General features: G+C 63.0%; 19 protein-coding genes. 5 read left to right on the top strand and 14 right to left on the bottom strand.

The features are described from left to right. Positions 1 to 55: 55 nt before the first annotated feature. Positions 56 to 829, bottom strand: a complete 774-nt coding sequence (locus AAGS40_RS20285; RefSeq protein WP_345814558.1) for an SDR family oxidoreductase — start codon at positions 827 to 829, stop codon at positions 56 to 58. Between the two features lie 311 nt (positions 830 to 1,140). Between AAGS40_RS20285 and AAGS40_RS20290 the strand changes: the two genes are divergently transcribed. After that, positions 1,141 to 2,946, top strand: coding sequence for an acyl-CoA dehydrogenase (locus AAGS40_RS20290; RefSeq protein WP_345814559.1), 1,806 nt, complete (start codon positions 1,141 to 1,143; stop codon positions 2,944 to 2,946). Positions 2,947 to 3,153: 207 nt separating this feature from the next. Beyond that, the gene (locus tag AAGS40_RS20295) at positions 3,154 to 3,513 is read left to right on the top strand and encodes a BON domain-containing protein (RefSeq protein WP_345814560.1); all 360 of its coding nucleotides are present in this window, start codon (positions 3,154 to 3,156) and stop codon (positions 3,511 to 3,513) included. A 143-nt stretch (positions 3,514 to 3,656) separates the two neighbouring features. Here the strand turns inward: AAGS40_RS20295 and AAGS40_RS20300 are convergent, their stop codons facing one another. The 7 genes from AAGS40_RS20300 to AAGS40_RS20330 all read right to left on the bottom strand — a co-directional run bounded on the left by AAGS40_RS20300 (position 3,657) and on the right by AAGS40_RS20330 (position 9,164). Further along, entirely contained in the window at positions 3,657 to 3,923 is a 267-nt protein-coding gene (locus AAGS40_RS20300) for a hypothetical protein (RefSeq protein WP_345814561.1), read from the bottom strand. Positions 3,924 to 4,042: 119 nt separating this feature from the next. Continuing rightward, on the bottom strand, positions 4,043 to 5,191 hold the full coding sequence (locus tag AAGS40_RS20305) for a DUF1501 domain-containing protein (protein WP_345814562.1): 1,149 nt from the start codon (positions 5,189 to 5,191) through the stop codon (positions 4,043 to 4,045). A gap of 5 nt (positions 5,192 to 5,196) precedes the next feature. After that, the gene (locus AAGS40_RS20310) at positions 5,197 to 6,798 is read right to left on the bottom strand and encodes a DUF1800 domain-containing protein (protein WP_345814563.1); all 1,602 of its coding nucleotides are present in this window, start codon (positions 6,796 to 6,798) and stop codon (positions 5,197 to 5,199) included. A gap of 73 nt (positions 6,799 to 6,871) precedes the next feature. After that, complete coding sequence (locus tag AAGS40_RS20315; protein WP_345814564.1) at positions 6,872 to 7,459, bottom strand: periplasmic heavy metal sensor; 588 nt, start codon at positions 7,457 to 7,459, stop codon at positions 6,872 to 6,874. After that, the gene (locus tag AAGS40_RS20320) at positions 7,456 to 7,875 is read right to left on the bottom strand and encodes a hypothetical protein (RefSeq protein ID WP_345814565.1); all 420 of its coding nucleotides are present in this window, start codon (positions 7,873 to 7,875) and stop codon (positions 7,456 to 7,458) included. The genes AAGS40_RS20315 and AAGS40_RS20320 overlap by 4 nt, the downstream gene beginning before the upstream one ends. Next, positions 7,872 to 8,432, bottom strand: coding sequence for an RNA polymerase sigma factor (locus tag AAGS40_RS20325; RefSeq protein ID WP_345816525.1), 561 nt, complete (start codon positions 8,430 to 8,432; stop codon positions 7,872 to 7,874). The genes AAGS40_RS20320 and AAGS40_RS20325 overlap by 4 nt, the downstream gene beginning before the upstream one ends. A 411-nt stretch (positions 8,433 to 8,843) precedes the next feature. Next, positions 8,844 to 9,164 (bottom strand): YXWGXW repeat-containing protein, encoded by a 321-nt coding sequence (locus tag AAGS40_RS20330; protein ID WP_345814566.1) that lies wholly within the window; start codon positions 9,162 to 9,164, stop codon positions 8,844 to 8,846. 323 nt (positions 9,165 to 9,487) lie between these two features. On the opposite strand from AAGS40_RS20330, the gene AAGS40_RS20335 reads away from it, so the two are divergent. From AAGS40_RS20335 to AAGS40_RS20345, 3 genes are all read left to right on the top strand, one after another. Further along, a complete protein-coding gene (locus tag AAGS40_RS20335; protein WP_345814567.1) occupies positions 9,488 to 11,284 on the top strand; it encodes an alkaline phosphatase family protein in 1,797 nt (598 codons plus the stop codon). Between the two features lie 121 nt (positions 11,285 to 11,405). Further along, entirely contained in the window at positions 11,406 to 12,854 is a 1,449-nt protein-coding gene (locus tag AAGS40_RS20340; protein ID WP_345814568.1) for a cytochrome c peroxidase, read from the top strand. A gap of 145 nt (positions 12,855 to 12,999) precedes the next feature. Further along, positions 13,000 to 13,692: an HAD family phosphatase gene (locus AAGS40_RS20345; RefSeq protein ID WP_345814569.1), complete on the top strand. Its 693-nt coding sequence runs from the start codon at positions 13,000 to 13,002 to the stop codon at positions 13,690 to 13,692. 112 nt (positions 13,693 to 13,804) lie between these two features. On the opposite strand, the gene AAGS40_RS20350 is transcribed toward AAGS40_RS20345, so the two are convergent. The 6 genes from AAGS40_RS20350 to AAGS40_RS20375 all read right to left on the bottom strand — a co-directional run bounded on the left by AAGS40_RS20350 (position 13,805) and on the right by AAGS40_RS20375 (position 21,406). Continuing rightward, positions 13,805 to 15,235 carry a mannose-1-phosphate guanylyltransferase/mannose-6-phosphate isomerase gene (locus tag AAGS40_RS20350; protein WP_345814570.1) on the bottom strand — a complete coding sequence of 477 codons (1,431 nt, stop codon included), beginning with the start codon at positions 15,233 to 15,235 and terminating at the stop codon, positions 13,805 to 13,807. Positions 15,236 to 15,606: 371 nt separating this feature from the next. Further along, positions 15,607 to 15,939 carry a cytochrome o ubiquinol oxidase subunit IV gene (gene cyoD, locus AAGS40_RS20355; RefSeq protein ID WP_345814571.1) on the bottom strand — a complete coding sequence of 111 codons (333 nt, stop codon included), beginning with the start codon at positions 15,937 to 15,939 and terminating at the stop codon, positions 15,607 to 15,609. Next, positions 15,940 to 16,557: a cytochrome o ubiquinol oxidase subunit III gene (cyoC, locus tag AAGS40_RS20360; RefSeq protein WP_345814572.1), complete on the bottom strand. Its 618-nt coding sequence runs from the start codon at positions 16,555 to 16,557 to the stop codon at positions 15,940 to 15,942. Further along, on the bottom strand, positions 16,557 to 18,542 hold the full coding sequence (gene cyoB, locus AAGS40_RS20365) for a cytochrome o ubiquinol oxidase subunit I (protein ID WP_345814573.1): 1,986 nt from the start codon (positions 18,540 to 18,542) through the stop codon (positions 16,557 to 16,559). Before cyoB ends, cyoC begins: the two co-directional genes overlap by 1 nt. Before the next feature lie 3 nt (positions 18,543 to 18,545). Then, a complete protein-coding gene (gene cyoA / locus AAGS40_RS20370; protein ID WP_345814574.1) occupies positions 18,546 to 19,445 on the bottom strand; it encodes a ubiquinol oxidase subunit II in 900 nt (299 codons plus the stop codon). 401 nt (positions 19,446 to 19,846) lie between these two features. After that, positions 19,847 to 21,406: an NADH-quinone oxidoreductase subunit M gene (locus tag AAGS40_RS20375; RefSeq protein WP_345814575.1), complete on the bottom strand. Its 1,560-nt coding sequence runs from the start codon at positions 21,404 to 21,406 to the stop codon at positions 19,847 to 19,849. Between the last annotated feature and the right edge of the window lie 635 nt (positions 21,407 to 22,041).

Raw genomic sequence — 22,041 nt, forward strand, 5'->3', positions numbered from 1 at the left:
CAGTTTTTATTCAGGCGCGGCGGCTGAATGACGTATGCGCCGCGCAGCACGTCGCTCAGACGACGATCGCGCCACCGTCTACCGCGAAATATTGTCCCGTGACATGACGCGATGCTTCGCTTGCGAGAAACACGATGGGTCCTTTCAGATCCTCGTCGCCGCCGAGGCGTTGCAGCGGCGTGTGCGAGACGATCGTCTCGCCGAGCCTGTCGAGCAGTCCCGCCGACATCTTCGACGGGAAAAAGCCCGGGCAGAGTGCATTGACGTTAATGTTGTACTTGCCCCATTCCGCGGCCAATGCACGCGTGAAATTGATCGCCGCAGCCTTCGACGTGTTGTAGGCAATCGTGTCCATGCCCGGCGGCGAACCCTTGAGTCCCGCCACCGAGGCGATGTTGATGATCTTGCCGGCGCGCTTCGCGATCATGCTGCGCTTGCCCACTTCGCGCGCGAGAAAGAACGGCGCGTTGACGTTCAGGTTCATAACCTTGTGCCACGCTTCGTCGGGATAATCTTCGGCGGGTGCGCCCCACGTAGCGCCCGCGTTGTTCACGAGAATGTCGATGCGCCCATGCCGGCCCAGCACCTCGGTCACGAGCGTGGGAATTTCTTCGAAACGCTGCAGGTCGTTGACGACCGTTTGCACCTCGACACCGAGGCGTTGCAGATGCACTTTCGCCTCGTCGAGCTCGCCCGCCTTTCGCGCCGTGATCGCGACACGGCAGCCCATTTCGCCGAGCGCTTCGGCCATTTGCAGACCCAGTCCGCGCGAGCCGCCAGTGATCAACGCAACTTTGCCATCCAGTTGAAACAGGTCCTTCACAGACATGCGATGCTCCTCCAGTTTGTGCCGCCTGACATCGTCAACTCGATCATTTTTCTGGCCATCATACGTGCCGCAATCAGGGCTGTAAATAAAAGCACGATCATTCACTTTCGTTATACACTGACATGCATCGGTGCGAAGCCGGTCATCGGGATTTACCCGGATGCAGGCGCTTTTACGCTTTCCGCATAACGCTTTCGCCTCACGCAGCGAGCCGCTGCACAGCGCTTTCAAAAGACCTTGCACGAGCCTTCGCGCGATCTTGCGCGACGTTGCGCAGGCCTTCCGCACTCACTTTTCGAACGGACTTTCCCATGCAAGATGCGCCGATCATCAACCCGCGTGATCTGGAGTTCCAGCTGTTCGAGTTGCTCGAGTGCGAAGCGCTTACCCGGCGTGCGCGCCATGCCGATCACAGCCGCGAGACGTTCGTCGCCGCGCTCGACACCGCGCACGCGGTCGCGGTCGAAAAGTTCGCCACGCACAACCGCTTGCTCGACGAAAACGAACCGCAGTTCGACGGCGAGCGTGTGATCCTGCCCGCGCAGGTGAAAGAGGCGCTCGACGCGTTGCGTGCTACCGGCTTTCTCGCCGCCGGCAAGGACTACGAATGGGGCGGCATGCAGTTGCCGTCGGTGATTGCGTTTGCGTGCCTGTCGCTGTTCAAGAGCGCGAACATGGCAACTGCGTCATACGCAATGTTGACCACGGCGAACGCCAATGTGATCGAACGTTTCGGCAGCGTTACGCAAAAGCGTAAGTACCTGCAGGCTTTATTCGAAGGCCGCGCATTCGGCACCATGGCGCTCACCGAACCACAGGCGGGTTCCAGTCTGTCCGATCTCGTCACCACGGCCACGCCGAATGAAGACGGCACCTACTCCATTCGCGGCAACAAGATTTTTATTTCGGGCGGCGACCATGAACTGAGCGAGAACATTGTCCACCTCGTGCTTGCGCGCATACCAGGCGGACCGGCTGGCGTGAAAGGCATCTCGCTTTTCACGGTGCCGAAGTTTCATGTCAACGAAGACGGCAGCCGCGGCGCGCGCAACGACGTCGCACTCGCGGGCCTGATTCACAAGATGGGCTGGCGCGGCACCACGTCCACCATGCTGTCGTTTGGCGAGCACGGCAAATGCATCGGCGAACTGGTGGGTGAACCGCATCAGGGCCTCGCCTACATGTTCCATATGATGAACGAGGCACGCATCGGCGTGGGTCTGGGCGCAGTGATGCTGGGCTATCGCGGATACCTGGCGTCGCTCGATTACGCACGCGAACGGCCTCAGGGGCGCCGGCCGGACAACAAGCGCCCGCTCGATCCGCAACTTCGCCTGATCGAGCATGCGGACGTGCGCCGGATGCTGCTCGCGCAGAAAGCGTACGTGGAAGGCGCCTATGCGCTTTGCCTATACGCCGCGCGTCTCGTCGACGAGCAGAACACCGGCGAAACCGAAGCCGCCCGCGCCAATGCAGGCCTGCTGCTCGACCTCCTGACGCCGGTCGTCAAGTCCTGGCCTTCGCAATGGTGTCTGGAAGCGAATAGCCTCGCCATCCAGATTCACGGCGGCTACGGCTACACGCGCGAATATCCGGTCGAACAGTTCTATCGCGACAACCGGCTGAACATGATCCACGAAGGCACACACGGTATTCAGGCGATCGACCTGCTTGGGCGCAAGGTCGCGATGAAACAGGGCGCTGCGCTGAAGCTGCTGGCGGGCGAAATGCAACACAGTATCGACAAGGCGCGTGCCGATCCCGCGTTGCATGTGTATGCGGACGCGCTCGGCGCCGCATGGCAGGACGTAGCGGCCACGGTCGAAGCGTTGCTGCCAACGCTCGCCGCCGAACCCGAACGCGCGCTCGCCAACGCGAACGCGTTTCTCGAAGCGTTCGGCCATCTCGTGCTTGCATGGACATGGCTGCGCCAGGCAAACGTGGCGAGCGCCGCGTTGCCACGCGCGAAGAGCGATGAGGATGCCGACTTCTATCGCGGCAAACTGCACGCTTGCCAGTGGTTCTTCCGTTGGGAACTGCCGCGCATCACGCAGATGCTGGCAAGCTTGCGCAAGCTCGACGACACCACCCTGACAATGAAGCCTCAATGGTTCTGACGCGCTGGCCTGCCGCATCTTTATGCGCGCCGCACCCTACTTTTTGAGCGCTCCGGCGTTTGCTGGAGTATTGTTTAAGCGCGCCGGGAGCCTCACAACGTCACTCTTCTACAAGACAGGGGCTCCTCGTGGGCGGCAACACGCTCGCAAGCGCGTGGTTTTTGCATGCAACGAAGCGACATCAACTTTTCGAGGAATGGAGAAAACGTGAAAACAGTCAATCTATTGAAGGCGCTCGGCATAGCATTGTGCGTGGCAACAGCGTCCAGTGCCTACGCCCAGTCGAGCGACGCAATGGCGTCCGCCCCGGCAGCGCCGAGCGCAAAGTCCATGAAGCAGGCCGACCGCAAGCTCGGCCTGAGCGTGCGCAAGGCGTTGTCAAGAGCACAAGGGTTCGACGTGTCCAACGTATTCGTGCGTGCGCGTGGCGGCGTGGTGACGTTGTCCGGCACGGTGCCGGACGGCGCGCAGATTCCGCAAGCTGAAGACGTGGCGAAGAATGTGGCGGGCGTGAAGTCCGTGAATAACAAGCTCACGATTGGCACACAAGGCGGCGGCGGAGGCTAAGCGCTCACGCGCTGCCAGAACCTGATCACTGGCGATGGGTGCCGCCGTTCGCAACACGTGAGCGGCGGCACCCAATTTTTTTTGCCCGCGGCTTTTCCCGTTATTTGAACAGCGCGGCGCCCTGCGGGATGATCGAACGAAGATCAGCCGGCCCAGTGACCCGGCACCCACGCCCAATGATTGCCTTCCCAACGGTAATGGCCTTTGACCCAGTGATAACCCGGGGCGGGCGAGGCGGGCACGACTTCGACGAGCGGCGCCGGTTGCGGCGGCCGCGCGGGTTCGACCACACAGGCGCACAGAAGCGCGGCGACGAGGCCGGCGGTAAATATCGCTCGCAGCGTCGACGCAGATCCCGGGTGCGTCGTCAGGGTTGATCCGGTGGTCGTCGTTTCTGTCTTGTTGGTCATTTCCTCTCCTTGAAGTTTTCTGGTTTGACCGGTTGATGAACCAAACCGGTTCTGTCGATGAAAGCGTGGCTGTTCGGACTGGCGCTTCACCTCCGTTCCTTGGGCTCTTTCGTTGACGGCTAGGCTCGCACGATGCCCGACAGCGGCCGGCTCGTGCCCGCCGCGCCGAACAACGCGGCAGCCGTGCGCTGCGGATCGAGCCCGAGGCTTTCACTCGCGGTGCCGCAGATCAGCGCGTCGAGCGAGGTCGTGGGTTTCAGGTCACGCGACTGATAAAGCTGGCCCGGCTTAAGCCCCGGCCAATCGGCCATGACGCGGCCACCCGCGACTGAACCGCCCAGTACCATCGCCACCGACCCCGTGCCGTGATCCGTGCCGCCCGTGCCGTTAGCGGCAGCGGTGCGGCCGAACTCGGTGGCGACGAGCACCGTGGTCTTGCTCCACGTCGCGCCCATTCCATCGCGCAACGCCGCGAGCATCGTATCGAGCGCCTTCAGCTGGTTGGCAAGGCGCGCGTTCTGCGCGCTATGCGTGTCCCAGCCGCCGGTTTCGATCATCGCGATGCGCGGACCGTCGTCGCGTGACAGAAAGCCCGCGGCAAGCTTGCCGAGGCTCGCCGGATCCTGGCGCGCGCCGGCGTCGCCAGCGAGGCCCCGCGCGGTCATTGCCGACTCCCATAGCGGACGCAACTGCGCGTCGCCGTCGTACAGTTGTGTGACGCGCGTGAGCAGATCGTCGGGCGCCTGCGGCAACGCCGACGGCGCATAGGATGTGACCGCCGCGTTCCCGCGCAGCGCCATCGGCACGGTGGGTGCGAACGCGATTGCGTTTTCGCGCGTGGCGGGCAACTGCGCGACCAGCCGGTTGAGCCAGCCGTCCCTTACCTGATACGGCGACGTGCCGCCCGTTTCGAGCACGTTCTGCCCGTCGAAATGCGAGCGGTCTCGATACGGTGACGCCACCGCGTGCACGAACAGCGCCTGGCGGTCGACGTACATGGCCGCTGTCTGTCTGAGCGACGGATGCAACGCGAAGGTGCCGTCCAGCTTCACGGCGCTCGACGTGTCGATCGCCAGCTCACCGCGCAGGCCGGCGTAAGCCGGATCGGCATAGGGCACGACGATGTTCAGTCCATCGGCAGCGCCGCGCTGGATCACGAAGACGAAACGATGGTCGCTCGCGACGCTCGCGAACGCGATGCGGGGCGACACGAGCATCGCGCCCGCGCCGGCGGCGGCGACGCTCAGGAACTGGCGGCGTGTGAACATGGCATTCATCTCCGTTGAAAATCGGGTGAAACGAGCAGCAGCGCAATCGCGGTGGACGCACTTTCCGCACGTGAGACGGCCGTGGCCGTCGGCGCGCTGAGCGACCCGGCGAACAGGCTCTGGCCGAGCGAGCGCGCGTCGAGCCGGTCGCCCACGCGTGAAGCGAAACGCTGCGCCATCTCGACCCGGCGCACTAGCGCATCGGGCGCGGCCCAGCTTGCGGCGATGTCGTCATAGCCGGCGGGCGAACCGGGTCGCCACACGGGCTGACCCAGTTGCGTGAGGATCGGCGCGCTCTGCAGGTTGCCGAGGTCTTGCCAGCCGAGCCCGCGCATCGACGAGATGGTCCATTCCCATGGCGTCTTGAACTTCGCGGGTGTGGGCGACCACGCTTGCGGCATGTCGATCAGCGCGCGGTACACGGTGGGCAGATCGCCGCCGCTGCGCTGGAACACGCTGGCAAGGCGCTCGCTGACGCCAGTCGGCGGGTTGTCGCCGACGAAGTGACGCGCGAGTTTGCCGCCAATGTGCTGCGCCGTAGCGGGCGAGCCGGCCAGATCATGCAGCACGGCGAGCGCCTGATCTTCGCCCGGCTGATCGTAAGTGCGTCCCATGATGGTTCGCGCGCCCGGCTCATGAAGCGCCGCGCGGAACACGAAACTGCCGGGCGCGGCGTTCGCCTGCAGGCCGGCGCGCGCCGCACCGCCACCATTGAGCGGGTTCGCCGCGAGACTCCAGCCGGTGAGCGCACGGGCGAATTCGGTGACGTCGTCCTGCGTGTAGCCGCTGCGTACGCCAAGCGTATGCAACTCCATGATCTCGCGCGCGAGGTTCTCGTTCAGGCCGCGTTTGCGCTCCGGATCGCGCTGCGAGGCGCGCATTGCGGCCACGCTGTCGGGACCGACCGAACGCGGCTGATCGAGAAAGAGTTGCATGGCCGGGTGACGCTCCACGGCCACCAGCATGTCCTCGAAACGGCCGAGCACATGCGGGCGGATCGCTTCGGCTTCGAACGAACCGGCAAGCGCCGCGACACCGGGCTTTTCCGTCGACACCGCGAAATGGTTGGCCCAGAAATGCACCAGCCGTTCGATGAATGGCGTCGGCGTGGTCAACGCGCTGGCGACGCGCGCGTTGACCGCCGAGCGGTATATGTCGAGAATCTCGCCGCGCATCGCTTTGCGCTCGGCCTGCTTCGCGGTTTGTGCGGCGCCGGGCGGCGGGGATGACTGCCCAAGTTGCTGCGCGGTTTGCGGCGTGCCTCGCTGTGCAACCTGCTGTGCGCGTTGCCCGGCGTTCAGTGCCTGCGCCGCGTTCTGATCGCCCGGCTGGTTGGCATTGCTAACGTTCGCGCGATCGCCAGCCTGCCCCGCTGCGGCGCTGTCTCTGTTCTGCTGCTTGAACTGCATGCGCTGCTGCAGCAGTTCGGTGGACAGTGCCACGGAATCCGGCTGGCCGGCCCACGCCGAGGGTCGCGGCTGGTACTGATCGAATTGCGCGAGCAGCCACGCCTTTGGATCGGCGGGCGGCGCCTCGTCGGCGCGCGCGCCCAGGCCGAAGCGGTTCAGCGCAATTGCCGCGGCGTTCAGGTTCGGTGAGTTAGCCATAGGGTCCTCGTCGGCCGGTATACAGTTCAAACGCACATCCCACGCAAATCCGTCGCATAGACTCGACTATTTTTTATTCGGCCGAAGACCCGCTCGACGCGTGTCCCCCGCTCGCATTCGCATCGGCTGCATTCGCATTGGCTGCATTCCCGTCTGCCGTATTTCCGTCTGCATTCCCAGGCTTTTGCGCATTCGCGGCCGGCGCAGGCTCGCGCCACTGGCCGCGCAACTTCAGGCTGTCGGCGAACTTGACGCGCTCCTCCGGTGTGAGCGTCGCCGCGAAATCGGCCACACTGCTTTCCACCAGCGCGCGCAGACTGCTGTCGGCGGCGCGCGTGCGAGCGAGCGCGGCGTCGAGCGCGCCGCGGTCGAATTGCGGCGCCGCCAGCAATCGCAGCACGTCGCGGCGCCCTTCGCGAGCCTCCCGCGCGAACTGCCGCCCTTCGCGGCGCGCGTTCTTCAGGCCGTCGACGAAAGCTTTCTGCTGCTGTGCCGACAACGGCTGCGCCGCGAATCGCAGCGCGCGTTGCTGTGCGAGCAACGGCACCGTGATGCCGCGCGCCGAGAACCATTGATAAGCACCGCCGACTATCGCACCCACCAGAAACACGTTGAGCACGAGCGACGCCGCCAGCACGAATTTCCACGACCTGCCGTTCATTCGTCGCTCCAATCGGCGGACGCGCCGCCGAAGCTCGATGTCAGGTATGAGGACTCGTGCGCAGGCGGCACGCTCCCCGTCAGTACAAAGAACGACACGGCGAGCGCGCCGGCCACACCGCCGAGCAAGCCGACGCCCGCCACTGCCGCGCCGGACCACCACAGCCGCCTGCGCGGCGCCGCCGGCTGCCGCAACGGCGCGCCCGCGATAATGCGTTGCTGCAACGCCGCGCCCGGCGGCTCGACCTTGTCGGCGGCAAGCAGCGCGTCGATGCCTGCCGCCTGCGCGAGCCAGCTGTCCGCTTCCGTGCGATGTGCGCGGGCCCACGCTTCGCCCGCCGCGCGCTCGTGCTGCGGCCAGCGGCGCGGGTCGGCGCCATAGGCTTGTACGATCTGATGGAATCTTTCGGGCGTCATGATGTGTCCTTGCTCAGGCCGCTGCCGGCCAGTTGTGCGCGCAGATTGCGGCGCGCGCGGGCCAGCAGGCTTTCCAGCGCATCGACCGTGATGCCCATCAGGGCAGCGGCGTCGATGTTCGACATCTCCTGGTAATAGTTCAGCACCAGCGCCTCGCGCTGCCGCGCCGGCAAGGCCGCGAGCGCTGCGCGTACCTGCTCGTGCTGGGCACGCGCTTCGAGACGGGCCTCCGGCGGCGCGGCGGGATCGATCTCGTCGGGCAGCTCGTCGCGCGGATCCTCGCGACGGCCACGCAGCCGGTCGTAACAGAGATTGAGCGCCACGCGATGCACCCACGTGTCGAGCTTCGCTTCGCCTTCGCGCCAGCGCGGCGCCTGCTTCCAGATACGGACGAAGACTTCCTGCGCGACGTCTTCGGCTTCCATGCGGTCGCCCAGCATGCGCGTGGCGAGCGCAAGCAGCCGCGGCAGTTTGCGCGCGACGAGCGAACGCACGGCGGCGGGCTCCGCGCGGCCCACCTGCGCGATCAGCTCCGCGTCGGGATCGCGATCGCTCAACGCGGGACGCTCCGGCAGCCGCGCCGCGCGCGGCGCGTCGCGCATTGCGCGAGCTGCGTCCAGGATCTGCACGCACTGACGTCTGTCACTTGCCCCCACTCCCTCTGACACCACTCATACCGGTTTCGATCTCACACGGATCGTTGCGCGCGCACCGTTTTCCGAAGGCACGCGCCAAAGGCGGATCATGGCGCGCGTCACCTACGCAATCGCACTCAATATACGACGACGGCCGGACGATAGTAGGCCGGCCGCGCCGGGTAGACCACACAACCGGCCAGCGTTGCCGCCAGCAGAATTATCACGAGCCTTTTCATAGCCTGTTCTCTCGTTGGATGACGCACACGATGCGAGCGCGGCGCGGATGCATGGGCACTGCGCCCACTGCTCGCGCGCCGCGACGCTCATCGCTCAGGCCCAATGCCCTTCGATCCAGCGATAGTTCGGTCCGCGCTGAACCCAATGGCCCGGCACCCAGTGATACCCGACGCGAACCGGCTGCCAGTGACCCGTCACCCATACATAACGGCCGTGCTCCCAGCGCCAGCGGCCCTGATCCCAGACATACCCCGGTCGCGGAGCAGGCGCCACTTCGACGCGCGGCGGCGGCGGCGCCATGGGCGCGACGATCACGGCTTGCGCGGAGGCCGGCAGCGATGTCATCGCGGCGGCGGACAGAAGCGTGGCGCTTAGCAAAGAAGTCAGCAGACGGACCGGTCGGGTTGATTTCATATTGGTTTCTCCGATAAGAGTCCGAAGCCGGAAGCGGCTCCGTTTCTTCTTGAACGCCGCTGTTGGAAAAATCCGTCGCCCGATCGAAAAAAAAATTTGATGTGACGGCTCCGTCAGCATAACGACAGCATGAGTTATGCAAATGAATGCGATTCGAGAGCCAACGTAATCTTCGCGCCGCGAAATCTTAATCAACGAATGGTCCAATCGCGCAGTTTTGAGCAGTAAGACGATCGGCTGTATTTCTAACAATATCCCAAGCGATTTTCCACCCGTACACGAGGGAATCGCTAAGCGGCGAAGTCGAAACTGGAGCCAGGCACATGTTGCGTAGAACCCTCTTACCCATCCCGTTTGCGGCGGCGCTCGCGCTCACGGCCTGCGGCAACAACAGCGTGAACTCGAACGCGTCGGCTCCGCCGGCCGCGTCGACGCCGGCTGCCACCGTGTCGGCACAGGACGCTGTTCCTACCGCTACGCCGATCAAGCACGTGGTGGTGATCTTCGGCGAGAACGTATCGTTCGACCACTACTTCGCTACCTATCCGCAAGCTTCCAATCCGGTCGGCGAGCCGCAGTTCACGGCTGCCGCCGGCACGCCCACCGTCAACAACCTGAGCACGAACAACCTGATTACGGCCAATCCGAACGCGCTGTCCACGTCGCCGAACACGGCTGGCCGCACGGTCGGCACGGTGGCGATCGCCGGCCTCGGTCTGCCGGCGGCCGACCTGCTGCCGTTCCGTCTCGACCGTTCGCAGGCGAATACGTCGAGCCAGAACCACGCGTACGCCGCCGAACAGCTTGCGTACAACAACGGCGCAATGGATTCGTTCCCGCTTTTCACGGCAGCCGGTTCGACGATTGCGGGCAGCACGGGCGCGTTCGCAACCAAGGGCCAGGTGCTCGGCTATTTCGACGGCAACACTGTCACGGCCATGTGGAACTACGCGCAGAACTTCGCGATGAACCAGAACGCGTACACGGACACGTATGGTCCGTCCACGCCGGGTGCGCTCGAAGTGGTGTCCGGCCAGAACAACGGCGTAGTGGTCACGGGCGGCACGACGGCCAATGCGATCCCCGACTCGGCCGGCGGCTTCACGATCATCGGCGACCTCGACCCGACCGGCGACGTCTGTACGATCAAGGCAGCCAGCTCGCCGACCGGCGCGATGTCGGCCAACAACAAGAACATCGGCGACCTGCTGAACGCGAAGAACCTGACGTGGGGCGGTTTCATGGGCGGCTTCAACCTGCAGACCGTCAATCCGAACGGCACGACGGGCTGCCTGCGCTCGACCTTCTCGCAGGTGCTGAACGCGACCAAGGCCGACTATGTGCAGCACCATGCATGGTTCCAGTACTACGCGAGCACGGCTAACCTCGCGCATACGCGTCCTTCGTCGACGGCGCTGATCGGCTACACCGATCCGCTCGACAACACCGCCACGCCGGTTCATCACCAGTACGACTCCGACGACTTCTTCACGGCGGTGAAGGCGGGCAACTATCCGTCGGTGAGCTTCCTGAAGGCGCCGGCAGTCAGCGACGCGCACCCGGGCAACTCCGACCCGATCGACGAGCAGGCATTCGTCACCAAGGTGATCAACTTCCTTGAGCAGCAACCCGACTGGAAGAACACCGCCGTGATCATCGCGTACGACGATTCGGACGGCTGGTACGACCACCGCTTCAAGGCGCCGACGAGCGCTTCATTCGATTCGACGACGGCTCAATCCGCCGGAGGCAAGACGGTGGCGGGCAGCGACAACCTGAGCGGCGTCGGCCAGTGTACGGCGGCCGGCGCGGTGCAGCCGCAAGGCGTGAATGGCGGCACGGTCAACGGCCGCTGCGGTCCGGGCACGCGTACGCCGTTCATCGTGGTGTCGCCGTGGGCGAAGGCTAACTTCGTCGACGATACGCCGATCACGCAGGCCTCGGTCGTGCGCTTCATCGAGGACAACTGGCTCGGCGGGCAACGCCTCGGCAACGGCTCGTTCGACGCAACAGCCGGCAGCATCCTGAACATGTTCAACTTCTCGGGCTCGGGCAACACCCCGGTGCTGTATCTCGATCAGAACCTGGGCACAAAGCTCAGCGCGGCGCCGGCCATCTGACCGGAACTCGCTTGAGCGCATCAAACGCCACAAGCTGTAGTTGGGCATCGAGCCAGCGCAATCGTGCTGGCTCGATTCTGCTTTTTGATCGCAACCGATCCGAATACCCGTCACTCACGCCATGAATCCTTCTTCAGACGCCGTGCTGTCGTCGCATTTGCCTGCGGGCGGCGAGCCGGGCCCCATGATTACCCGCCACTCGTGGCTCAGACTGCTCGCGTGGAGCGCCGGCGGCGTGGTGCTTGCCGCGATTCTGTACGGTGCCTGTGCGCTCGTGTACCCGGAGCGCATGCCGCCCGCGGTCGGCGCCATCGTTGAGGAAATCACCGGCGCGAATCCGCATCCGGTGCAACTGATGCGTCCGCCAGGCGCGCCGTTGAGCGCCGTCGCGCTGCTCGGCAAAGAGGTTTTCTTCGATCAGTCGCTGTCGGCTTCCGGCACGCAGTCGTGCGCATCGTGCCACTCGCCGCAACATTCGTACGGCCCTGATAACGCGTTTCCCGTGCAGCTTGGCGGCGCGCATATGAATCAGGCGGGCTACCGTCCGCCGCCTTCGCTCGCGTATCTGTATCGCCAGGCGCCGTTCAGCATCGGGCCGGACCAGGGCGACACCGACGTGCCGGTGGACATGACGCAACTCGCGTCGCAGGCCGCCGGCGTGCAGCGCGCGCAAAAGACCGCGCTCGCCGCGCCCGCCGCTCCTGCGATGGTCCCGCAAGGCGGCCTGTTCTGGGACGGCCGCGCGGATACTTTGCAGGACCAGGCATTGGGGCCGCTCACCAATCCCGTGGAGATGGCCAACGCGTCGCCGGAAGACGTCGCGCGCAAGCTGCTGCACACCCGGTATCTGGACCAGTTCAAGCAGATCTTCGGGCCTTCCATTGTCAATAATCCGAGCCTGCTGATCTCGGAGGCGATGTTCGCGGTGGGTCGCTATCAGATCGAAGATCCGTCGTTTCACGCGTTCACGAGCAAGTACGACTACTGGCTCGAAGGCAAGGCGCGGCTTACCCACGCCGAATTGCGCGGCCTGCAACTGTTCAACGACAAGGACAAGGCCAACTGCGCCGGTTGCCATCTGAGCCAGCCGAGCAAGGACGGCCTGCCGCCAGTGTTCACCGATACGCAATACGAAGCGCTGGGCGTGCCGCGCAACATGGCGATCCCGGCGAACAAGGATGCGAAGTTCTACGACATGGGCGTATGCGGGCCGTTTCGCGACGATCTCGCGAAGCAGACGCAGTACTGCGGGATGTTCCTCACGCCGACGCTGCGCAATGTCGGCGAGCGCAAGGTGTTCTTCCACAACGGCGTGTATCACGATCTGCAGCATGTGATGGACTTCTACAACTTGCGCAACACGTCGCCGGAAAAGATCTATCCGCGCGATGCGGCGGGCAAGGTTCAGAAGTACGACGATCTGCCGTCGCAATACCACGCGAACGTGGACGTGGTCGACGCGCCGTTCGACCGCAAATCCGGCGATCAGCCCGCCATGACCGATCAGGACATCCAGGACATCATCGCGTTCATGAAGACGCTGAGCGACGGGTATAAGGTCGGCGGTTGACGGAGCGCTGACGAGGCAGCGGTGAGTCGGCGTGAGATGAGATGAGGTGAAGCGAAGTGTGTCCTCGAACGCTGCCGCTGCCCGGCGTTGCGCGGGCCGGTGAGGTATGCTCTCCGGTTCCGCGACCCCTTCCCGTTCTCCCACCATGCCCGCTTTTCCTTTCGACGCCGTTCTTTTCGACTGTGACGGTGTGCTCGTCGATTCCGAACCTATTACCAGCCGCGTGCTTGCCGACATGCTCGGCGAACTGGGCTGGCCGTTGAGCGTGGAAGAGACGATGCAGATTTTTGTCGGCAAGGCCGTCAAGGACGAAGCCGCGCTGATCGAAGCGCGCACCGGCTTTGCGATCACCGCAGACTGGCTCACGCAGTTTCGCGCGCGCCGTAATGCGGCGCTCGATCTCGAACTACGCGCGATACCCGGCGCGGCGACAGCGGTGCGCGCATTGCACACGATGCTCGACGCGCGCATCGCGGTGGCTTCCGGCGCAGACCGGATCAAGGTGGAGTTGCAACTCGCGAAAGCGGGAATGCTCGACTGCTTCGCAGGACGCATTTATAGCGGCCACGAAACGCCGCGCAGCAAGCCGTTTCCCGACGTGTACCTCGCTGCTGCCGCGGGTCTGGGCGTGGACCCGGCGCGTTGCGCGGTGATCGAGGACACGGTGACAGGCGCAACGGCCGGCGTCGCCGCCGGTGCCACGGTGTTCGGCTACTGTCCGCAGGAATTGGGGCATAGCAACGCCACGGCGCTGCATGGCGCGGGCGCGGTGCAGGTGTTTCGCGACATGGCCGCGCTGCCTGAACTGCTGGCGCAGTGGCAACGCGCGGCGGGATGATTGGTGTAGCCGGAGCGGTCAATCGGCGCGACACTTATCGCGAACTAAGCAACCGGCATGAGAAGCGCACAGCCGGGCTAACGAGCGACGCTCACTAACCCGGTAAAAGCCATCAGGCCTTCGGCACGCGCCCATAAGTGTCTTCGAACCGCACGATGTCGTCTTCGCCGAGATACGTGCCCGATTGCACTTCGATCAGTTCGAGCGGAATCTTGCCCGGATTCAGCAACCGGTGCGTGACGCCGAGGGGAATGTAGGTCGACTGGTTTTCGGTCAGGACGATTTCCTTGTCGCCATTCGTGACCATGGCGGTGCCCTTCACGACAATCCAGTGCTCCGCGCGATGGTGGTGCATCTGCAAGCTCAGCTGCGCGCCCGGGCTCACGACGATGCGCTTGACCTGGAACCGGTCACCGCTGTCGATACCTTCATACGAGCCCCACGGCCGGACCACGCGGCGATGCGTGACCGATTCATGACGCCCCAGCGCATTCAGCTGTGCGACGATCTTCTTCACGTCCTGCGCCAGATCGCGACGCGTGACCAGAACCGCATCCGCCGTTTCGACGATCACCACGTTGTCCATGCCGATCGCCGCCACGAGGCGGTGCTCCGAGCGGATATACGAATTGGTCACTCCGTCCGTCAGCACGTCGCCGAGCAGCGCATTGCCTTGCGCGTCGCGCTCGGCGATGCCGGCGAGCGCCGTCCACGAGCCAATGTCGTTCCAGCCCAGATCCGACACTGCCACCACGGCGGCGCGCTGTGTCTTCTCCATCACTGCGTGATCGATCGAAATATTCGGTGACGCGGAGAAAGCATCGGCTTCGAGGCGCGTGAAGTCGTTATCACGCTGCGCTGCGTCCAGCGAAAGCTCGGCCTGGCGCGCGATGTCCGGCTCGTAGCGGCGCAATTCCTCCATAAACGTGGACGCCTTCAGCATGAACATGCCGCTGTTCCAGTAGTACCCGCCGTCGGCAAGAAAACGCTGTGCCGTGGCGGCGTCGGGCTTCTCGACGAACGCGTCGACCGCGAACGTCTGCGCATCGTCGATCAGATTCTGCCCCGCGCGAATATAGCCGTAGCCGGTGTGCGGCTCGGTGGGCGTGATGCCGAACGTCACCAGATAGCCGTCCTGCGCGATCTGTGCGGCGTCGGCCGCCGCCTTGATGAATGCCGCCTCGCCCGTGATCACGTGATCGGACGGCAGGACCAGCAACAGCGCCTCCGCCGACTCGCGCAGCGCGAGGAGCGCCGCGACGGCAATGGCCGGCGCCGTGTTGCGGCTGGCGGGTTCCAGCACGATTGCGGCGGACTTCACATCGACCTGGCGCAGCTGCTCGGCGACCAGAAACCGTTGATCATTGTTCGTGACGACGATGGGTGCGCAAATATCGGCAATGCCGTTAAGTCGCAGCGCGGTTTGCTGCACCAGCGTGTGCTCGCCGTTGAGCCTGAGATACTGCTTCGGATAGCCACCACGCGACATTGGCCACAGGCGTGTACCGCTGCCACCGCAAAGAATGACGGGATGAATATGCATGGTCTGATGCTTCTCCAGATTGTTTCGACGATCGCGGAACGCCCGGCCGCCACGTGGCAGCCGCCTGGCAATTCCGCATGAATTGCATTCGCGCGTTCGGGTTCGTGCGGCAAGCGCTCCGAACCCTGTCCCAGGCGCGCTCGCGCGCGGGTAAAGTCATGCGCGGCCATGCGCGCTCACGCGCGCCCGGGCCTTAGCGTATCCGAACCATAATTCGCTTGCATCGCGCCCGCAACTACTGAAATGCAACGTTTGGTGAATTTGCCCACACACCACAACCACTTGTGCGCGACCCGCCACACAGCAGAACCATAACAAAAAGCCCCGCAAGACTTTCATCCTACGGGGCTTTGAGCAGCGGCGCTACGGGTTCAACGTGACATCATATGCATACTCACGTTATGCATCACCCATAAGGTTCCGCCGATCACGATCACCGCGGTCAGCACGGTGAACGCAAACGCGGTCACGTTCCAGCGCTGCGCCGACGACGAGTTCATGTGCAGGAAGAACACCAGGTGAACGATGATCTGCACGAATGCGAGGCCCGCAATCGCGATCAACGCGTTCTCACCCGTCAGCATGCCGTTCATCACGAGAGCGAACGCCGCGACCGTCAGGACGACGGACAGAATGAAGCCGGTCGCGTAGCTGCCGAGGCTGCCGTGGCTCTCGCCGGAGTGTCCGTTATGGCTATGGTCCATTTAGATCACGCTCGCAAGATAGACAAAGGTGAAGACGCCGATCCACACGACGTCCAGAAAGTGCCAGAAAAGGCTCAGGCACGTCAGGCGAATCATGTCGCGCTCGGTGAGATCACGGTGCGTCATCACCTGGACCGCGAGTACGATCATCCAGATCAGGCCGCAGGTCACGTGCAGACCGTGCGTGCCGACCAGCGTGAAGAACGACGAGAGGAACGCGCTGCGATCCGGACCCGCGCCTTCGGCGATCAGATGCGAGAACTCGCGCAGTTCCAGCACGAGGAACGACAGACCCAGCAGGAACGTCACCGCGAGCCAGAACAGCAGCACGCCCTTGCGGTTCCGGTGCGCGCCGAGCATCGCGAAACCGTACGTGATACTGCTGAGCAGCAGCATGGTCGTTTCGAGCGCGACGCCCGGGATCTCGAACAGATCCTTGGCGGTCGGACCACCGGCGAACTGGTGGCTCATCACCGCGAACACTGCGAACAGCGACGCGAAGATGATGCAGTCGGTCATCAGGTACAGCCAGAAGCCGAACACCGAATGCGACGGCGGATGGTCGGCGTGATGCGCCTCGTGCTGATGCGCGTGGGCCGTAAGCGTGTTATTTGACATCAGTCCACCTCCAACGCGACCTGCGCACCGGCGCCGGAGCGTTTTTCTTCGATAGCCGCGACCGTGGCAGCCGGAATGTAAAAGCCTTCGTTCTTCTGGCAGCTATAGACGATCACCGTTGCAATCGATCCGACCAGGCCGACGATCGCGAGCCACCAGATATGCCACACCGCAGCGAAACCGAGCACCAGCGAGAACAGCGCGACCACGAGGCCCGCGGACGTGTTCGACGGCATGTGGATGTCGCTGTACACCGGCTTCGGCTGGTTCTTGCGCGACTTCATTTCAGAGAACGCGTCGAGCTGGCGCACGTCCGGAATGATCGCGAAGTTATACGACGCGGGCGGCGAACTCGTGGCCCATTCGAGCGTGTGAGCGTCCCACGGATCGCCCGTCACATCGCGGTTCTGCGGCAGATTGCGGTCGCGGATACTGACCACCAGTTGCAACACCTGGCAAACGATGCCGATCGCGATCAGAACCGCTCCAACCCACGCGAACATCAGCCACGGATGCCAATCGGGATTGTCGTAGTGATTGATACGGCGCGTCATGCCCATGAAGCCCAGCACGTACAGCGGGGTGAACGCGACCCAGAAGCCGATCTGCCAGAACCAGAATGCAGCCTTGCCCAGCTTCTCGTTCAGCTTGAAACCAAATGCCTTCGGGAACCAGTAGTTGAAGCCCGCGAGGTAGCCGAACAGCACGCCACCAATGATCACGTTGTGAAAGTGGGCGATCAGGAAGAGGCTGTTGTGCAGCACGAAGTCCGCGCCCGGAATCGCCATCATCACGCCGGTCATCCCGCCGATCGTGAACGTGACCATGAAGCCAAGCGTCCACAGGATCGGCGTGGTGAACTGCAAACGACCCTTGTAGATCGTGAACAGCCAGTTGAAGACCTTCACGCCGGTCGGAATCGCAATGACCATCGTTGCAATACCGAAGAACGCGTTGACGTCGGCGCCCGAACCCATCGTGAAGAAGTGATGCAGCCACACGAGGAACGACAGCACCATGATCGCGCACGTCGCCCACACCATCGTCTTGTAGCCGAACAGCGGCTTCTTCGCGAACGTCGCCACGACTTCCGAGAAAATACCGAACGCCGGCAGGATCAGGATGTACACCTCGGGGTGACCCCATGCCCAGATCAGGTTCAGGTACAACATCGCGTTGCCGCCGGCATCGTTCGTGAAGAAGTGCATGCCGAGGTAACGGTCGAGGCCGAGCAGCGCGAGCGTGACGGTCAGGATCGGAAACGCTGCCATGATCAGCACGTTCGTGCACAGCGCGGTCCACGTGAACACCGGCATCCTCATGAACGTCATGCCGGGCGCGCGCATCTTCACGATCGTCACGAAGAAGTTCACGCCGGTCAGCAACGTGCCGATACCGGAGAGCTGCAGGCTCCACAGGTAGTAGTCGACGCCGACGCCCGGGCTGAACTGCAACTCGGACAGCGGCGGATAGGCGAGCCAGCCCGTTTGCGCGAACTCACCCACCACCAGCGAGATATTGATCAGGATCGCGCTGATCGCCGTCATCCAGAAGCTCAGCGAGTTCAGGAACGGGAAAGCGACGTCGCGGGCACCGATCTGCAACGGCACGATGATGTTCATCAGGCCGACCATGAACGCCATCGCCATGAAGAAAATCATGATGACGCCGTGCGCGGTGAAGATCTGGTCGTAATGGTGCGGCGGCAGGAAGCCTGGCGCGTTATACGACAACGCAAGCTGGGTACGCATCATGATGGCGTCCGCGAAACCCCGGAACAGCATGATGAGCGCGACCACGATGTACATCACGCCGAGCTTCTTGTGGTCGACCGACGTGAACCATTCGGTCCACAGGTAGCGCCACTTGCCGAAATAGGTGATCAGACCCAGAACCAGCGCACCGCCGAGCGCGATCCCGGCCGCCGTCACCATGATGATCGGCTCGTGGTACGGAATGGAGTCTAGTGAGAGATTGCCGAACATGCGTTACCCCTTACCCTTTGGCGCACAGTTGGCGTCCTTCATGTTGTCGAGGACGTTACCGTTGTTGTATCGGGCAATGATGTTGTGAAAGAGCTTCGGATCGACCGACGAGAAATAGCGCACAGGTTCTTTCTCGCTCGGCGCCGATACCGTGTGGTAACGGTCCATGCTGAGGTTGTCCGACGAAGCGCGCACTTTCGCGACCCATGCATTGAACTCTTCCGGCGACGTCGCGAGCGTGCGGAACTTCATGTCCGAAAAGCCTTTGCCGCTGAAGTTCGCCGCGGTTCCCGCGTAATTGCCGGCTTCATCGGCGATCAGGTGCAGACGGGTTTGCATGCCCGCCATTGCGTAGATCTGGCCGCCGAGTTGCGGAATGAAGAACGAGTTCATCACCGTGTCGGACGTGATCGTGAAGTTCACCGGCGTGCCCACCGGAATCGCGAGCTGGTTCACCGACGCGATGCCGAGGTCCGGATAGATGAACAGCCACTTCCAGTCGAGTGCGACGACTTCGACGTTGATCGGCTTGACCTGCGACTCGAGCGGCTTGTACGGATCGAGTTCGTGCGTGGTTTTCCACGTCAGCACGGCGAGGAACAGAATGATCAGCGTCGGAATCGTCCAGATGGCGATTTCAATGCCGGTGGAATGTACCCAGCCCGGCTGGTAGTCAGCGTTCCGGTTCGACGCGCGGTAACGCCATGCGAACAGCAGCGTAAGCGCGATCACCGGAACCACCACGATCAGCATGGCCCAGGTGGACGTGGAAATCAGCTGGCGCTCGGCCAGCCCCACACTACCCTTCGGATTCAAAATATCGAGGTTGCTGCAACCCGAAAGCAACAACATGAGGCTTGTGGACGCGAAACTTATCGACCCACGCAGAGTCTTTCCTTTCATATCCTTTGCCTTTTCATTACGACTTCAACGAACGTCATCAGACCGCTCTCCATTAATAAGCGCTCGCATGGTAGGGGAACGGCATTTTGCAATAAACCCTTCATTTGGCAACGCATTATTGCGTCGCACCACCGTGCGACACGTTGCCGCATATGCGCACTCAAAGAAGATTTCGCAGTGCTCTTTAGCTTGTCACCAGAGAGTTCGCGACTCACAAAATGCCTTTAAACAAGCACTAAGACGCGACGCGGCCTGATCGGTCACGTCGCGTCGAAGACGCGCATCGGGGTTGTCGGCAAAGCGGCGCAAGGCTTGAACGCAGCAGCACACGCATGACGGATGCTGCACCTGCGCGAGCCTGGTAACGGCCTCTCCCGCAGCCCTTCTTGCGCGTCGGCCGGTTAGCCCGGCGTGCGCGTTGCCGTGGCAGCCGGTGCCGGCACTGCCGCCTGCAGATGGTCGCCGCCTTCGGCCGGCGCCGGGTCCGAGGGATGAACCGAGCGCTCCGACTGGGCGAGCAGCGTGCCGACCGACGGATCAATCGCATCGGTGAACGGCTTCGGATTGATACCAATCGCGAGCACGAGCACCGCCATCGCACCGAGCAGCACGAACTCACGCTTGCCGAGATCTTTCAGCTTCGCGACGCGCGCATTCGCGATCGCGCCGAAGATCACCCGCTTGTACATCCACAGCGTGTACGCGGCGCTCAGCACCAGCGTGGTCGCGGCCATCGCGCCGATCCAGAAGTTAAAGCGGATCGCGCCCATCAACACCATGAACTCGCCGACGAAACCCGACGTGCCCGGCAAGCCGATGTTGGCCATTGAGAACAGCATCACGAATGCGGCGAAGCGCGGCATCGTATTCGCGACGCCGCCATATTCGGTAATCGAGGCAGTCTTCGTGCGGTCGTAAAGCATGCCCGTGCACAACAGCATGGCGCCCGACACGATGCCGTACGACAACATCTGCACGATCGCGCCGGCCTGGCCGATGCGGTTGAACACGAACAGGCCGAGCGTCACGAGGCCCATGTGCGCGACCGTCGAATAGGCGAGCAGGCGGCGCATGTCGGTCTGCACGAGAGCAAGCAGGCTCGAATAGATCACGGCGATCAACGACAACGTGATGATCATCGGTGCAAAGAAGTGACTCGCCTGCGGCGCGATGGGCAGCGCGAAACGCAGCAGGCCGTAGCCGCCGAGCTTCAGCATGCCGATCATCACGGCGGCGCCGGTCGGGCCATCCAGATGGACGTCCGGCAGCCACGTATGCAGCGGCCACATCGGCACCTTGACGCCGAACGCCGCGAGAAACCCCAGGAAGATCAGCACCTGCGGCCACGTGCCGAGATGTGTCTCACGCCACGTCGCAAGATCGAAGCTGTGCGTCTGGCCGTACAGGTACAGCATCGACATCAGCATCATCAGCGAGCCAAGGAGCGACACGAAGAAGAATTTGACGGCCGCATACGAGCGGTTCGATTGGCCCCATGTGCCGATCAGCAGGTACAGCGGGATCAGCGTGGCTTCGAATGCGACGAAGAACAGCATGCCGTCGAGCGACGTGAACACGCCCTGCATGAAGCCCGACAGCATCAGGAACGCGCCGTAATACTGCGCGGTGCGCTGCGTGATCGATTCCCACGAAGCCACCACGATGATGATCGTGGTCAGCGCGGTCAACGCAACGAGCCACAGCGAAATCCCATCCACCCCCACGTGCCAGGCGATGTCGAATGTCGGCGACCAGCGCACGTTTTCGACGAACTGCATGGACGTGACGTCGTTACGGAAATTCGTAACCAGCGGAATGACCGGCAGGAACCCTGCAACCGCGCCGATGAGCGCGAGCCACCGGGTGCGACTTCGTGCCGCGTCCGATCCGGCACGCAACACCACCAGACCGGCGACAATAGGAATCCAGATAAGTAGGCTAAGAAGCGGAGGCAAGGGCATGTGCTCTGTCAAAACTTGAAGTACAAAACGCCGCATCGGCGCCTTCAAAAATTGAAAGCGTCGAAATGGAAATGTAAGCTGGAGTGGACTCAGACGGCGTGTTGTCGGGATTTCCGCTACACGTTTACCCGCAGTCGATTTCGCAAGGGTGGGAGATTACCAAGATAAGAAAACTTTTGCAGCGCAACAATGCAAAGTCCGCCGCAGTAATGCTTTGTTGCCACGCAGGCCCTTGCGCAATGGTTTCAAATATGCGTCTGCACAACAGGCCGGGCAAGCCACGCATGCCTGATTTTTTCGTAGACGTTCATAGCCGTTAGCGTGTAGTTCAATACTTTTATTCGAGGCTTTTCACGGGCGCTCGTTGGCGGGAATAGCATGTGCTCGGCCGAGCTGTCCGGTTGCGCCATTTTTTTCCCGAACGGTGAAACATGGGGACCCAACCAGGCTTTAAAAAATTTGTCCCGTCACTCTAGAGTTTTGCCGGTCGGGCCGCCGCCAGGTCGCCGAGCGGCCATCATCGATTGACTCGACTGGCCGATCTGAGCACACCTGCGCGCTGTTCGAAACTTACAACCCGCTAAACGTTTTTCGTCCTCATTGCGCGCCGTGGCCGCAGGCAAACGCCGGCCTTG

Source organism: Paraburkholderia sp. PREW-6R, assembly GCF_039621805.1.
Lineage (GTDB): Bacteria > Pseudomonadota > Gammaproteobacteria > Burkholderiales > Burkholderiaceae > Paraburkholderia.

Bases quoted from the DNA above. Each gene is read 5' to 3' on its own strand.
- AAGS40_RS20285 (WP_345814558.1), bottom strand. From the start codon at position 829: ATGTCTGTGAAGGACCTGTTTCAACTGGATGGCAAAGTTGCGTTGATC.
- AAGS40_RS20290 (WP_345814559.1), top strand. From the start codon at position 1,141: ATGCAAGATGCGCCGATCATCAACCCGCGTGATCTGGAGTTCCAGCTG.
- AAGS40_RS20300 (WP_345814561.1), bottom strand. From the start codon at position 3,923: ATGACCAACAAGACAGAAACGACGACCACCGGATCAACCCTGACGACG.
- AAGS40_RS20305 (WP_345814562.1), bottom strand. From the start codon at position 5,191: ATGTTCACACGCCGCCAGTTCCTGAGCGTCGCCGCCGCCGGCGCGGGC.
- AAGS40_RS20310 (WP_345814563.1), bottom strand. From the start codon at position 6,798: ATGGCTAACTCACCGAACCTGAACGCCGCGGCAATTGCGCTGAACCGC.
- AAGS40_RS20315 (WP_345814564.1), bottom strand. From the start codon at position 7,459: ATGAACGGCAGGTCGTGGAAATTCGTGCTGGCGGCGTCGCTCGTGCTC.
- AAGS40_RS20320 (WP_345814565.1), bottom strand. From the start codon at position 7,875: ATGACGCCCGAAAGATTCCATCAGATCGTACAAGCCTATGGCGCCGAC.
- AAGS40_RS20330 (WP_345814566.1), bottom strand. From the start codon at position 9,164: ATGAAATCAACCCGACCGGTCCGTCTGCTGACTTCTTTGCTAAGCGCC.
- AAGS40_RS20335 (WP_345814567.1), top strand. From the start codon at position 9,488: ATGTTGCGTAGAACCCTCTTACCCATCCCGTTTGCGGCGGCGCTCGCG.
- AAGS40_RS20340 (WP_345814568.1), top strand. From the start codon at position 11,406: ATGAATCCTTCTTCAGACGCCGTGCTGTCGTCGCATTTGCCTGCGGGC.
- AAGS40_RS20345 (WP_345814569.1), top strand. From the start codon at position 13,000: ATGCCCGCTTTTCCTTTCGACGCCGTTCTTTTCGACTGTGACGGTGTG.
- AAGS40_RS20350 (WP_345814570.1), bottom strand. From the start codon at position 15,235: ATGCATATTCATCCCGTCATTCTTTGCGGTGGCAGCGGTACACGCCTG.
- cyoD (WP_345814571.1), bottom strand. From the start codon at position 15,939: ATGGACCATAGCCATAACGGACACTCCGGCGAGAGCCACGGCAGCCTC.
- cyoC (WP_345814572.1), bottom strand. From the start codon at position 16,557: ATGTCAAATAACACGCTTACGGCCCACGCGCATCAGCACGAGGCGCAT.
- cyoB (WP_345814573.1), bottom strand. From the start codon at position 18,542: ATGTTCGGCAATCTCTCACTAGACTCCATTCCGTACCACGAGCCGATC.
- cyoA (WP_345814574.1), bottom strand. From the start codon at position 19,445: ATGAAAGGAAAGACTCTGCGTGGGTCGATAAGTTTCGCGTCCACAAGC.
- AAGS40_RS20375 (WP_345814575.1), bottom strand. From the start codon at position 21,406: ATGCCCTTGCCTCCGCTTCTTAGCCTACTTATCTGGATTCCTATTGTC.